A 12,995-nucleotide genomic window follows, 5' to 3' on the forward strand; every position below is an offset into this window, starting at 1 on the left:
GCGGCCCGTGAGCGGGGCACCAGCCGTCCCGTCGGACAGCGTCCGTTCGCGTCCGTTGCCGTTGCCGGTGTCGGTGTCGGCGGATACCCTGATAGATCCTGGACGTCCGCGGGCTCCTCGACCGACCTGTCGTTGCAGTATTAGAGCCCGGCCCCGGGTGACCGGGGCCGGGCTCATCGCTCAAGGCGCGCCGCTCGGCGGCGATGCGGGGTCAGTCGCGCCATTCGCCTCCGAATTCCACGGCGCACCCGTCACCGGAGGCCACCGCCGTGCGGTTGCCGCCCGACTCCCAGGCCACCGTGCCGTCCGGGTCCTTCTTGATGTACTTGTACTCGAACTCCGCCCCCGGCGGCAGCCCGACCGAGCCGCTCCACTCGGGGTAGGCCCCCTCGTCGGTCGACAGCTCCAGCGCCCGGCCGGTGTCCCAGCCGCCCAGCTCCTCGACGGACCCGGCGACGTACACCCCTTGGCCGTAGAAGGTCTCCACGGTCGGGCCGAAGACGGCCTCGACCTCCGTGCACGCGCCGGGGTCCCCGGGGTCCCCGCCCGAGTCGCAGCCGCCGGGGTCGGCGCACTCCACCACCGCACCGGTGTGCAGGGCCACGGCCCCCTCCGGCGGGACGGACACCTCGACACGGCCGCCGGCCACCTCCACGGCGGCTCCGTCGCAGGCGCCGTCGGCGAAGGTCCCGGACGCGACATCGCAGTAGGTCCCGTCGGGCAGCGCTGTGGCGAACCCGACGCTCCACTCCGAACCGGTGGCGTTGAAGGCCGCGAAGCCCGCGCCGCCGCGCTCCAGGGCCACCCGCCCCTGCTGTGAGCCGTCGTCGACCCAGGACACCTCCTCGCCGGCCGTCGCGCTCGCGAAGGTCGGCATCCCGTTGAGCGCGCGGTGCTCGCACACCCAGCGCTCCTCCGAGCAGTCGGCGGCCTCGGTGGTCCCGTCGGCCGCCATGGGCGGGCCCTGTTCGGTGGAGGTGAACGCGTAGCTGGACATCACCTTGGGCGTGCCGTAGCCGTGCGCCAGGAGGAAGGCCTGGGCCAGGTCGTAGCGGTCCCGGTCGGTCCCGTGCGTCAGGGTGGGCTCGGAGCGCTGGGTGTCGTGGTTGACGACGAAGGAGACCGCGCTGTCCGAGGCCAGGTTGCCCTCCTCCAGGTCCTTGGCTCCCTGGAGGTTCCCGTCGGCGAAGTCGTGGCCGATCCGGCGCTGGTACTCGAACTCGGTCACGTCGCCGATCCCGGTGTACTCGTCCTCGCCGATCGCCGCGTCGGCGATCACCTCCTGGAAGACATAGGGCGCCTCGTTCCACCCGGGAACGGTGCCGGGGAGCATGTCCACGACGGCCTGCAGGTCCTCGGGCGGCATGTGCTTGGCCGCGTCGATGCGGAACCCGGCCACGCCCATGTCGACGAGCGAGGCGAGGTAGTCGCCGAGGCGCTCGCGCACGTAGGCGTCGCCGGTCGCCAGGTCGCTCAGCCCGAGCAGCTCGCAGGTGCGCACCTCCCAGGGGTCGCTCCAGTCCTCGATGTCGCGGCCGCACTCGGCGGTGTTGAAGTCCTGCTCGGTGTAGCCGTGGGCGCCGTCGCCGAACAGGTCGGGGTAGGAGTACTTCTCGTACGCGCCGCCCGCGCTGCCCGGGCCCGACCCGACCGACCCGGTGCCGGTCATGTGGTTGACGATCGCGTCGACGTAGATCCGGACGCCGGAGTCGCGGCAGCGGTCGACCATGTCCTGGAAGTCTGCGGCGGTGCCCCGGCGGGTGTCGTCCAGGCGGTAGCTGACCGGCTGGTAGTCCTGCCACCAGGGGTAGCCCTCCTCTTCCAGCACGACGTGCTCCTGGGGCGGGGAGACCTGGACGGCGGCGTAGCCGTTGGGGCCCAGGACGTCCTCGCACTCCTGGGCGACCGACTCCCAGCGCCATTGGAAGAGGTGGACGACGGCGCCGCCGTCGTCGGGGGCGGCGGCCGGGGACGCGGCCGCGGCGGCGGGCGCCCCGGACGCGGGCTGCCAGGGGGCCGCGGCCGGCAGGGCCGCGCCGAGCAGCAGCACCGCGGCCAGGGTGAGGGTTCTTCGGAGGATGAGGGGCATCGCGCTCTCCTCGTGTGCGGGGGTGCGGGGGGATGGGCGGCCGTGCCGCACCGGCGCGGAACGACCGCTACGTAAAGATCTTGCTATAACTGCAAGAATTTTCAGTACGTGCCGAAACATAGCAGCAATGACCGGCGATGTGAACGGCCTCACACCACCTTCACCTCCGCGGACACACCGGCCACGGCCGGGTCCTGCAAAAACTTGCGCACGAGTGCACCGACGGCCGCCTCCCGGAGGCGCCCCTGCCCTCCGCCCGCGAGGGCCCCGACTGCTACGGTTTCCAGCCGTCGGCCGCCCCATCAGGGCGTACAGGGAATCCGGTGCGAATCCGGAACTGGCGCGCAGCGGTGAGGGGGACGGCCGGGGCACGACGCCACTGGACCGCGAACGCGGTCCGGGAAGGCGCCCCGGCCGTGCGAACCCGAGTCCGAAGACCTGGCCGACCCCGGCAGGCCGCCCCGCGGCCTTCGGGAGAACGTGTCCGCCGGCCCCGCGCACGGGCCCCGCGTAAGGAAAGGCCTCCGTGGCGACTCCTGCCCCGGCTGCCCACGGCAGCCCCGTCCCCCGTCCCGCCCGCCGCCCCCGCCCGGCCCCCGCCGTCGGCGCCCTGGCCGCGGCGGCGCTCCTGCTCTCCGGATGCGCCTCCGCCGGAGGCGGCGAAGGAGGCGGCGACGCCTCCGGCCCCGAGGCCGCCGGCTACCCCAAGACGATCGAGAACTGCGGCCGGGAGGTCGAGGTGGCGGCCCCGCCGCAGAGCGCCGTCGCCCTCGACCAGGGCACCACCGAGATCCTGCTCTCCCTCGGGCTGGCCGACCGCATGGCCGGCACCGCCAAGTGGACCGACCCGGTCATGGAGGGGCTGGAGGACGAGGAGGAGAAGGTGCCCCGCCTCGCCGAGCACATGCCCTCCTTCGAGCGCGTCCTCGACGCCGAGCCCGACTTCGTCGGCGCCTCGTTCGCCTCGACCATGGGCACCGGCGGCGTGGCCGAGCGGGACGACTTCGAGGAGCTGGGCGTGCCCACCTACCTCTCCCCCGCCGACTGCGTCGGCAAGGACAACAGCACCGGCGGCGACGGCACGCGCGACGAGCCCCTGGAGATGGAGACGGTCTACCGGGAGGTCCGCGAGCTGGCGGACCTGTTCGGCGTCGAGGAGCGCGGCGAGGAGCTCGTCGCCGACCTGCAGGAGCGCGTCGACACCGCCACCGAGGGGATCGACGCCGACACCGCCTCCGACACCACGCTCATGTACTGGTTCTCCGACTCCAACGCCCCCTACATGGCCGGGTGCTGCGGCGCCCCGGGCATCATCACCGGGGCCGTGGGGGCGCAGAACGCCTTCGACGACACCTCCGACGAGTGGCCGCAGATCAACTGGGAGACCGTCGCCGACCGCGACCCCGACCACCTCGTGGTGGGCGACCTGACCCGGGAGACGCAGACCGCCGAGAGCGCCGAGGCCAAGATCGAGTTCTTGGAGAGCGACCCGGTCACCCGGAACATGGAGGCGGTGCGCGAGGAGCGCTACATCGTGGTGAGCGGCGCGTCGATGAACCCCTCGATCCGGACGGTCGAGGGCATCGAGCAGGTCGCCGACGCGCTGTCGTCGGCATCATGACGGCGGGGCGGAGCGCGGCCGCGGCCGCCGCCGGCCTGGTGCTCCTGGCCCTGTCGGTGGCCGCCGCCACCGCCCTCGGTCCGGCGGGGATCACCGTCCCCGAGGTGGCGGCGGTGGCCTGGTCCCGGACGGGCGGACCCGAGTCGGGGCTGTCGGCGGTGCGCGAGGGCATCGTGTGGGAGCTGCGCCTGCCCCGCGCGCTGCTCGCCGCGGTGTGCGGGGCCGGGCTCGCGGTCTGCGGGGCGGTGCTGCAGTCCCTGCTGCGCAACCCGTTGGCCGACCCGTTCGTGCTGGGCGTGTCCTCGGGGGCCTCGACCGGCGCCGTCCTGGTGGTGGTCCTCGGCGTCGGGGGCGGGCTGCTCTCCCTGTCCACCGGCGCGTTCGCCGGCGCGTGCGTCTCCTTCGCGCTGGTGCTGCTGCTCAGCAGGCTCTCCGGCGGCACCACCGCCAAGGTGGTGCTGTCCGGGGTGGCGGTCATGCAGCTGTTCTCCGCGCTCACCTCGCTGATCGTGTACTCCTCGGCCGACGCCGAGCAGGCCCGGAGCGTGCTGTTCTGGCTGCTCGGGTCGCTCAGCGGCGCGCGCTGGGACGACGTGTGGCCGTGCGCCGCCGCCCTGGTGGCCGCCCTGGCCGTGTTCGCCTCGCGCGCCCGGGAACTGGACGCCTTCGCCTTCGGCGAGGACGCGGCGGCCGCCCTGGGCGTGGCGGTGGGCAGGACCCGCCTGGTGCTGCTGCTCGCCACCGCGCTGCTCACCGCGTTCCTGGTCAGCAGCGCCGGGGCGATCGGGTTCGTCGGGCTCGTGCTGCCGCACGCCGTCCGGGCGCTGACGGGCCCCGGCCACCGGCACGTCCTTCCCGCGAGCGCGCTGGCCGGTGCCGTCTTCCTGGTCTGGGTCGACGCGCTGTCCCGCAACGTGTTCGCCCCACAGGACCTTCCCGTGGGGGTGGTGACCTCGCTGATCGGAGTTCCCGCGTTCATGTACATCCTCTACCGGGGCCGCCCGTCGCGCTCGGCGGGGCCGAAGCGCCGGCGTCCGCTCGATGCGCACCCGCGCCCCGCCGGCCCCACCGCCCGCGCGTCCGCGGGAGGCCGCCGGTGAGCCTGCTCGCACACGAGGTCTCCTGGTCGGTCGGCGGCCGGCTGGTGGTCGACGGGGTGAGCCTCGCGCCCGCGCCCGGCACCACCACCGGGCTGCTCGGGCCGAACGGGTCGGGAAAGTCGTCGCTGCTGCGCCTGCTGGCCGGGCTCCGTCCCGCCGACGCGGGCGTGGTGGAGCTGGACGGGGTGCCGCTGGCACGGGTGGGGCGCCGGACGGCGGCCCGCCGCATCGCCGTGGTCGAGCAGAACGCCGCGACCGAGACCGACCTGACCGTGGCCGAGGTCGCCGGGCTCGGGCGGATCCCGCACCGGCGCGCGTGGTCGGCGCCGTCCCGGTCAGACGAGGACGCGGTCGAGCGGGCGCTGGAGCGGGTCGGCCTGGCCGACCGGGCGGAGGAGGCCTGGCACACGCTGTCGGGCGGGGAGCGCCAGCGCGCGCAGATCGCCCGGGCCCTGGCGCAGGGGCCGCACGAGCTGCTGCTGGACGAGCCGACCAACCACCTCGACATCGCCCACCAGCTGGACGTGCTGGACCTGGTGGCCCGGCTGGAGGTCACCGCGGTGGTGGCCCTGCACGACCTGAACCTGGCGGCGATGTTCTGCGACCGCCTCCTGGTCCTGAAGGACGGGCGGGCCGTCGCCGCGGGCACCCCCGCCGAGGTGATCACGGAGGACCTCATCGCCGAGGTGTACGGCGTGCGCGCGGAGGTGGAGCCGCGCGGCCCCGAGGCCAGGCCGTCGGTCCGCTTCCTGCCGGGCCGACCGGTGTGAGCCGGTCGAGGGGCCGGGCGGCCCGCCCCCTCGGGGAAGGGCACGGCCGTGGAAGGACCGGTCCCTTCGACCGCCGCACGACGGCTCGCCGCGTTCCATACGCTTCCAGCTCAGACCGACCGGGCGAAGTCCCACCACACGGCAGGACACCATCCCCCAGGCGGGACGGGGTCCGCTGGAGCGGTGGAACTCTCCTCGGCCGTCGCGATGGCGCCGGAAGATCGAGAGTGCTGGAATCACCACCTGAAGGCATTCAAAGTGGTGATTCCAGCACTCTCGATGGGGTTCACTTCTCCGTCCGCCGAATCGGCACGGCCGTTGCACCCCGCGCCCGGACGGCGTCCGCTGAAGTGGTGCGGCTTTCGGCGGCCGTGGCCGCTGGAGACCGCCCTCCTCGAGCCGACGCGCTCCACCGGGCCGCCCCCCGCACAGGGCCCGAGGGCGGCATCCGACGGTCGTGCGCCCGGCCGCGGGCCGGGGGCCCATTGCCCCGCTCGTGCCGTCTGTCTAGGTTTGCTTGCGGTCGGGCGCCGACCGCGTGCCGACCGGACCGCCACCGGACTCCACTCACGAGGTGCGTCTTGCGCAGACCGTCCCCCCGCCTCGGTGCCGCCGCGGCCGCCGCCGCTGCGCTGCTCGCCGGCTCCCTGCTCGCCCCCGCCCCCGCCACGGCCGGACCGGCCTCCGCCGCATCCGCCGACCCCGCAGCCGCATCGGCCTCCGACCGGAGCGGGGAGGACATCCTCGACCGGCTGCTGGCCGTTCCCGGGATGCGGCTCATCGAGGAGAAGCCCGCCGAGGGGCACCGCTTCTTCGTGCTGGCCTACACCCAGCCCGTCGACCACCGCGACCCCGGCGCCGGCACCTTCGAACAGCGCCTGACCGTGCTGCACCGCGGCACCGACCGCCCCACCGTCTTCTCCACCTCCGGTTACGGACTGCCCGCCGACCCCCGGCCGTCGCGCTCGGAGCCGGCCCGGATCGCCGACGCCAACCAGGTGTCGCTCGAATACCGCTTCTTCGGCGAATCGCGCCCGGACACCGGTGCGGACTGGTCGGCGCTGACCAGTGAGCAGGCCGCCGACGACCAGCACCGGATCTTCACCGCCCTGGACCCCCTCTACCCGAGCGAGTGGATCGCCACCGGCGGCAGCAAGGGCGGGATGACCGCGGTGTTCTACGAGCGCTTCCACCCCGGGGACATGGACGGGGTGGTCGCCTACGTCGCCCCCAACGACGCCGACCGGCCCGGCGACCGGGCCTACGAGCGGATGCTCGAACGCGTGGGCACCGCCGAGTGCCGGCGGGCGCTGGAGGAGGTCCAGGTGGAGACCCTGGAGCGGCGCGAGAGCATGGTCGAGCGCTACGAGGACTGGGCCGAGCGCAACGACGCCTCGTTCGAGCGGATCATGGGCTCGGCCGACAAGGCCCTGGAGGCCGTCGTGCGCGACCTGGCCTGGGGGTTCTGGCAGTCCGGGAGCGAGGAGGGCTGCGCGTCGATCCCCTCGCCCGACGCCTCCGACGCCGAACTGTGGTCGTGGCTGGACCGGACGTACGGCGTCGCCTTCTTCACCGACGAGGTGGTGGAGCGGTACTCGCCGTACTACTACCAGGCCGGGACCGAACTGGGGGACCCGCGCCCCCGGGCGCGCCACCTCGACCACCTGCTGCGCTACCCCGGCCTGAGCGCGCGCGACCACGTGCCCGCCGAGGTGGAGATGGGGCCGTTCGACCCCCGCCTCACCTGGGGCACCGACTTCTGGGTGCGCGCGCGGGCGGAGAACATGCTCTTCGTCTACGGCGAGGACGACCCGTGGAGCGCGGAGCGGTACCGCCCTGGCCGCTGGACCGAGGACAGCTACGCGTTCGAGGCGCCGGGGACCAACCACTACGCGTCCATCCTGTCCCTGGACTCCGCGGACGAGGAAGCGGCCACGGCAGCGGTCCTGCGCTATGCGGGCGTGGACGAGGAGGCGGACGAGCGCCCGATCGCGCCCTATGACGCCGAACTCGACGGCCGTGCGGAAGAGGAGCGGGCCGGCGAGCAGGGCATGCCGCCCACCCTGCCGGGACGCTGACGGCGGGAGACCTCATGGCGCGGCACGGGTGCGCCCGGCCCCCGGTCGGCCCGGTGGCGAGCGTCTCCTGGAACGCCGCGCCGCCCGCGCCGCCGGGGGCCTGCGACCGCCGACCGGGATGCACGGCCCCCATCGACGGTCTCCTGGGGGATCGGGACGTCCGGTGGGTACGGAGAACGGTGCCATGCTCCGTGTCCGCCCTGTGCCGAGGCCGGGCTGATCGGCGCGTTGCGCCGATCAGCGGGCCGTGGCCCGGCAGGCGCCCGGGCACGGGCCCCGCCCCGTGCTCCCCGCCTGGGCCGGGCCCGGCGGCCGGGCTCTCTCCCCCGCGCGACTTCCGGAGAGCTCGGTGCCGGGGTCTTCGACTGCCGTGTGCGCTCCGGCCGGGGGCGACGGCGCCGGGACACCGCCCTGGTGGACCGGGACCGGTGCCCGGCACGCCGGTCGGCCGCAGGCCCTGACAGGGCCCGGACGGCCTGCGAAGCGCCCCCGGCGGGACTCACTCCTCCCGCCGGACGTCCATGGCCCCGTCCTCGGGGCCGTCCGGTCCGCCTTCCTCGTACTCGTTCAGCGGTGCGTCCCGCTCGCCCCTGCGGGTCTCCTCGGCCACCTCCTGCGAGATCCCGAGGCCGCCGGGCCGGTCCTCCTCGTCGGTGTCGGACGGTTCGACCTCCCCCTCCGGAGGGTCCTCGATGTAGCGCTCCCACAGGCCGACGTCGACCTCCTGATCGTCGTCGCCCATCTCCGCCTCGAGGCGCTCCTCCTCGCGCCGCTCGCCGCGCAGGCGCTCGTCGTCGCCTCCGAACCGCTCGGACTCCCACTCCGGATCGCGCTCGGTCATCGCCCGTCCCCTCCTTCGCTTCTTCCGGTGCCGTGCATCATCCGCCGTCACCGGTCCCGGCCCCGTTCCCGGCCAGCGGCAGGCGCATCACCAGCACCGCCCCGCCCAGCACCGGGCTGGCACCGGCGGTGAGCGTCCCGCCGCCCGCCTCGGCGACCCCGCGCGAGATCGCCAGGCCCAGGCCCGAGCCGCCGGGGTCCCGGCGGCGCGACTCCGAGAGCCGCGCGAATCGCTCGAAGATCCGCTCGCGCTCGACCTCGGGGATGCCCGCCCCGTCGTCGTGCACCTCCATGACGGCGGCACCGCCCTCGGTGCGCACCGCCACCAGGACGCGCTCGCGGGCGTGCCGTTCGGCGTTGGCCAGCAGGTTGGTCAGAACCCGCCCGAGCCGCACCCGGTCGCCGCGCACCCGCGCCCCCTCTCCCGGCTCGACCACGATCTCCACGGGTGCTACCCGCCGTTCGACCTCTTCCAGCACCATCGCCGCCAGATCGACCTCGGCGCCGCCGGCGGCCGCGTCGGCGTCGAGCCGGGCCAGCTCCAACAGGTCGTCGACGATGCGCTGGAGCCGTTCGACGTCGCGCAGCAGGCCCTCCAGCGCGCGGCGCGCCGCCCCCGGCTCCGGATCGGGGTCGGCCAGTTCCACCTCCACCCGGGTACGCATCCCCGCGATCGGGTTGCGCAGCTCGTGGGAGGCGTCGGAGACGAAGCTGCGCTGGCGGTCCATCGCCCGCTCCAGCCGCTCCAGCGTGGCGTTGCCGGTCCGGGCCAGCTCGGCGAGCTCGTCCCCGGTGGAGGGGATGGTCAGCCGGCGCCCGAGGTCCTGGGCCGACATCCGCTCCAGGTCGCGGCGGATGCTGTCCACCGGACGCAGCGCCCGCCCGGCGCCGCGCCAGGCCATCCAGCCCACGGCGACCAGCACGAGCACGCCCACGCAGGCCAGCCCGATCTCCAGGAGCGGTCCCGTGGCGGCGGCGGAGTCGGCCACCGCGGCGTAGACGACGACGGGGCCGTAGGCCTCGGTTCCGGTGGCGACGCCGACGATGCTCAGGCACGCGCCGCGCTCGCCCCCGGGGCAGGCGGAGTCCTCCACGAGGAAGTCGCCGTCCCCGGGCCGCGCGGCGGTCAGCGGCGCGCGGCCCTGCATGGCCGAACTGGCGGCCACGACCTCGCCCCGCGCGTCCACCACCTGGATGCGCACCACTCCGGCGGCGGGCGGCACGGGGCCCTCGTAGGCGCGGGTCCCGATGTGCGTGGAGACCTGCCGCGCCGCCTCGGCCGCCCGGTCGTAGCGGGCCCGCGCCCCCTCGTGCTCCGCCCCGATCCCGACCAGGGCCAGGGCGAGCACCAGCGGCGGGGTGACGATGAGCAGCGATCCGGCGGTCGCCCGCCCCCGGATCGAGCGCGGCCGGAGCCGCCGCAACATGCCCATCGGAATCCGCCCCCCGACCGTCGTGCGCCCCCTGATCGTCGCAGTCGGACACAGAAGGGCCGTTCCCAGACACGGAGACCACGATCGGACTTTTGTCCAGTTTTTACCGCATCGGCGGGCGTGGACACGCGGGGATTTCTCCGAATCACCCCCACAGTGCGATGAGTCACGGTTCAATGACGTTCGGTAGTAGGACGCGCGCCGCGGACGGAGGGGCGCGCGCCCGCTCCCGACCCCGCACTGGGACCACCGACCACAGGAGACAGGAAGAGGACCCCGATGCTGAACCGTCAGACGAAGGCGGCCGTGGCGGGCCTGGCGGCGAGCGCGGCCGCACTGATCGCCGCTCCCCCGGCGCACGCCGCCCCCGCGGGCGCCCCGCCGGCCGAGCCCTCCGCATCGCGCCTGGTGCTGGCCTGGACGTACGAGGACGGCTCGGACGGCTCGAAGGTGACCCTGCGGTGCCACCCCTCGGGGGGATCGCACCCGGAGCGCTCGGAGGCCTGCGACGCGCTGACCGAGGCCGGCGGCCACTTCGAGATGCTGCGCAGCACGGGCGAGCCCTGCACGATGCAGTACCGGCCGGTCGAGGTCACGGCCACGGGCCACTGGTTCAAGCGGCCCGTCGACTACCGCGAGACCTTCGGCAACCTGTGCACCGCCAAGGTGGAGACCGACCGCGTGTTCGACTTCTAGCCCGCCGGTTCCCGACGACTTCGGCTGGAGTGGTGGAACGTCGGCGCCCTATCGGGCCGGCCCCGTGCCGACCTCGGGAAAGTCGGCCTGAAAAGTGCCTTGATAAGGCCGTCTTTCCCGAGATCGGCGGCACGAAGGGCGCCGCCCGCTCCACGCCCGGCTCGGGAGGGAAAGAGCGAAGAGGAGACTCCTCCCCTTTCCCCCAGCGAGGACAGGAAGGGCCGCAGGCCGGCGAAACCCAGACGGTCGACTCCATTTCCCCTGGTCAAGACCTATTCTCGCCGTGCGGCCCCCAGAATTGAGAGCGGCGATCGGGAGTGGTGAATTCACCACTCCCGATCGCATTCAAGGGCGCCGGCCGGTGCAGGGCGGCGAGCAGGCGCGCTGACGGCTCACGATCCCGACTGTGAAACGGTCCTTGTTCCGGCACGGTGAGGGGGCCGGTTCACGATCGACTGCACCCTGGCCGATGGAACCGGATTCTCCAGTCCGACTTCCGGGGAGCGGTTCAGCGGCGGTCGGGCCCCTCACCGGAGCCGCCAACGGTCAGGCGGGCACCGTCCACCGCTGGTTCTGGGCCCCGTTGCAGGTCCAGATCTGCAACCGCGTGCCGTCGGCCAGGCTCCCGCCGCGCCCGTCCAGGCACATTCCGGACCGCGGGTTGCGCAGTTCCCGCGTGGCCGGGGAGTACGTCCACGTCTGCGCGCCGGTGCCGTTGCAGTCCCACAACTGCACGTCCGTCCCCGCGGTGGTGCCGCCGCCCGCGACGTCCATGCACTTGCCCAAGGCGCGGACCGTGCCGTCAGCCGCCATGGTCCACTGCTGGGCCTGGTTGCCGTTGCAGTGCGCGACCTGGATCGGCGTCCCGTCGGCGGTGTCGGCTCCCGCCACGTCCACGCAGATGCCGGTGGGTGCGGTGATGGTTCCGGTCGGTTCCCCGGTTCCGGTGCCGTTGTCGTAGACGCGGACGTAGTCCACGAGCATCTGCTGGGGGAACCGGGTGGTCTCGTCGGGGTAGCCGGGCCAGGTGCCGCCGACCGCGACGTTGAGGATCATGAAGAACGGATGGTCGAAGACCCAGGGGTCGCCGCCCAGGTCGGCGGGGGTGAGGGTCTGGAAGGCGACGCCGTCCACCGACCAGGTGATGGCATCCGGGGTCCAGTCGACCGCGAAGACGTGGAAGCCGTCGGCGAACGCCCGGCCCTGGGGGTGGGCGTAGGAGGCCCCGATGCCCTCCGCCCCCGAGTAGCCCGGTCCGTGCACCGTGCCGTGTACGAGGTGGGGTTCGCGGCCGATGTTCTCCATGATGTCGATCTCACCGGAGTCGGGCCAGGGGGTGTCGGGGAAGCTGTCCCCGAGCATCCAGAACGCGGGCCAGATGCCCTGCCCCTCGGGGATGCGGACGCGCGCCTCGAAGCGCCCGTAGGCGCGCTCGAACCGGTCCTGAGTGGTCATCCGGGCGGAGGTGTAGGATCCGTCGCTCTCCCTGCGCGCGGTGATGGCGAGATGGCCGTTCCCGTCGAGCGCGGAATTGGCCCGGCTGGTGGTGTAGTTCTGGAGTTCGGCGTTGCCCCACCCGTGGTCGCCGGTCTCGTGGCGCCACTTGGCGGGGTCGGGAGCGCTCCCGGCGGGTCCGTCGAACTCGTCGGCCCAGACCAGGTCGCCGGGTGCGGCCTGCGGCTCCGGGGAGGACGGGGACGGGTGGGCGGGCTGGGCGTCCGCCGGGGCCATGCCCTGCGGCGCGGCCAGCCCCACGACCACCAGGACGGCGACCGCGGCCGCCGAGAGGACGACCGTGCCCGGGGTGCGCGGCCCGCGGGGTCGACGGGACCGGAGGATTCCGGGGATGCGGGGACTTCGGGGGGCGATGGTCGGGTTCATCCGACAGCTCCAAACTGCGTGCCGGGCCTCGCGGTCGGCGTCCACCGCGTAGGGCCGTGCGCGGATCGGCCCGGCTCGACTGGGGGGACATCGCGCACGCCGTTCACATGACGCCGTGCCACCACGGCGTCACGGAACGAATAGGTGGCAAACCATACAGACTCCCCCAGACACCTACAAGGGGGGGCCGCTCATCAGTGGAAGCGCTCCCACACCCTGCCGTGGACACGCCGTCAAGGGCGGCGTGGTCTCCGCGCCGCTGCGGCCGTACTCCCGGACCGGTACCGCCGAGCACTCGGCCGACGGGCGCAAGGCCCACGACGCGCTCACCGGCGGGCGGCACCGATCGACCGCCCTCCGCCTTCGTCGCCGCCCCCGTCAGAGCCCGGTCATGTCCGCTGGTGTGGTGGAACTGTCGGCCGCGCCCTTCCGAGCGGTGCGACCGCTGCAGCGTGACCGGCGTCCCCGCCCCGGGTGCGCGCCCCCT

Annotated in this window: 9 protein-coding genes and 1 riboswitch; of the genes, 5 read left to right on the plus strand and 4 right to left on the minus strand. The window is 74.0% G+C overall.

All coding sequences use genetic code 11. The annotated features are described in order from the left end of the window. Positions 1 to 211 precede the first annotated feature (211 nt). Positions 212 to 2,089: a carbohydrate-binding module family 20 domain-containing protein gene (locus tag D450_RS0124050; protein ID WP_017541176.1), complete on the minus strand. Its 1,878-nt coding sequence runs from the start codon at positions 2,087 to 2,089 to the stop codon at positions 212 to 214. Positions 2,090 to 2,364: 275 nt separating this feature from the next. Next, positions 2,365 to 2,549, plus strand: a riboswitch (cobalamin riboswitch). 66 nt (positions 2,550 to 2,615) lie between these two features. Here D450_RS0124050 and D450_RS0124055 point away from each other — a divergent pair. The 4 genes from D450_RS0124055 to D450_RS0124070 all read left to right on the plus strand — a co-directional run bounded on the left by D450_RS0124055 (position 2,616) and on the right by D450_RS0124070 (position 7,658). Then, positions 2,616 to 3,710, plus strand: coding sequence for an ABC transporter substrate-binding protein (locus D450_RS0124055; protein ID WP_017541177.1), 1,095 nt, complete (start codon positions 2,616 to 2,618; stop codon positions 3,708 to 3,710). Beyond that, on the plus strand, positions 3,707 to 4,810 hold the full coding sequence (locus tag D450_RS0124060; protein WP_017541178.1) for a FecCD family ABC transporter permease: 1,104 nt from the start codon (positions 3,707 to 3,709) through the stop codon (positions 4,808 to 4,810). The genes D450_RS0124055 and D450_RS0124060 overlap by 4 nt, the downstream gene beginning before the upstream one ends. Beyond that, positions 4,807 to 5,580 carry an ABC transporter ATP-binding protein gene (locus tag D450_RS0124065; protein WP_017541179.1) on the plus strand — a complete coding sequence of 258 codons (774 nt, stop codon included), beginning with the start codon at positions 4,807 to 4,809 and terminating at the stop codon, positions 5,578 to 5,580. Before D450_RS0124060 ends, D450_RS0124065 begins: the two co-directional genes overlap by 4 nt. Before the next feature lie 581 nt (positions 5,581 to 6,161). After that, on the plus strand, positions 6,162 to 7,658 hold the full coding sequence (locus D450_RS0124070; RefSeq protein ID WP_017541180.1) for a S28 family serine protease: 1,497 nt from the start codon (positions 6,162 to 6,164) through the stop codon (positions 7,656 to 7,658). A 499-nt stretch (positions 7,659 to 8,157) separates the two neighbouring features. On the opposite strand, the gene D450_RS0124075 is transcribed toward D450_RS0124070, so the two are convergent. After that, complete coding sequence (locus tag D450_RS0124075; protein WP_017541181.1) at positions 8,158 to 8,499, minus strand: hypothetical protein; 342 nt, start codon at positions 8,497 to 8,499, stop codon at positions 8,158 to 8,160. Between the two features lie 37 nt (positions 8,500 to 8,536). After that, positions 8,537 to 9,931 (minus strand): sensor histidine kinase, encoded by a 1,395-nt coding sequence (locus D450_RS0124080; protein ID WP_017541182.1) that lies wholly within the window; start codon positions 9,929 to 9,931, stop codon positions 8,537 to 8,539. A gap of 279 nt (positions 9,932 to 10,210) precedes the next feature. Between D450_RS0124080 and D450_RS0124085 the strand changes: the two genes are divergently transcribed. Next, positions 10,211 to 10,627: an SSI family serine proteinase inhibitor gene (locus D450_RS0124085; RefSeq protein WP_017541183.1), complete on the plus strand. Its 417-nt coding sequence runs from the start codon at positions 10,211 to 10,213 to the stop codon at positions 10,625 to 10,627. A gap of 546 nt (positions 10,628 to 11,173) precedes the next feature. On the opposite strand, the gene D450_RS0124090 is transcribed toward D450_RS0124085, so the two are convergent. After that, the gene (locus D450_RS0124090) at positions 11,174 to 12,508 is read right to left on the minus strand and encodes a glycoside hydrolase family 16 protein (RefSeq protein WP_017541184.1); all 1,335 of its coding nucleotides are present in this window, start codon (positions 12,506 to 12,508) and stop codon (positions 11,174 to 11,176) included. Positions 12,509 to 12,995 lie beyond the last annotated feature (487 nt).

The sequence above is a fragment of the Nocardiopsis halophila DSM 44494 genome, assembly GCF_000341245.1.
GTDB lineage: Bacteria > Actinomycetota > Actinomycetes > Streptosporangiales > Streptosporangiaceae > Nocardiopsis_A > Nocardiopsis_A halophila.

Excerpts from the sequence above, each read along its gene's own strand:
- D450_RS0124050 (WP_017541176.1), bottom strand. The coding sequence starts at position 2,089 with ATGCCCCTCATCCTCCGAAGAACCCTCACCCTGGCCGCGGTGCTGCTG.
- D450_RS0124085 (WP_017541183.1), top strand. The coding sequence starts at position 10,211 with ATGCTGAACCGTCAGACGAAGGCGGCCGTGGCGGGCCTGGCGGCGAGC.
- D450_RS0124075 (WP_017541181.1), bottom strand. The coding sequence starts at position 8,499 with ATGACCGAGCGCGATCCGGAGTGGGAGTCCGAGCGGTTCGGAGGCGAC.
- D450_RS0124060 (WP_017541178.1), top strand. The coding sequence starts at position 3,707 with ATGACGGCGGGGCGGAGCGCGGCCGCGGCCGCCGCCGGCCTGGTGCTC.
- D450_RS0124090 (WP_017541184.1), bottom strand. The coding sequence starts at position 12,508 with ATGAACCCGACCATCGCCCCCCGAAGTCCCCGCATCCCCGGAATCCTC.
- D450_RS0124080 (WP_017541182.1), bottom strand. The coding sequence starts at position 9,931 with ATGGGCATGTTGCGGCGGCTCCGGCCGCGCTCGATCCGGGGGCGGGCG.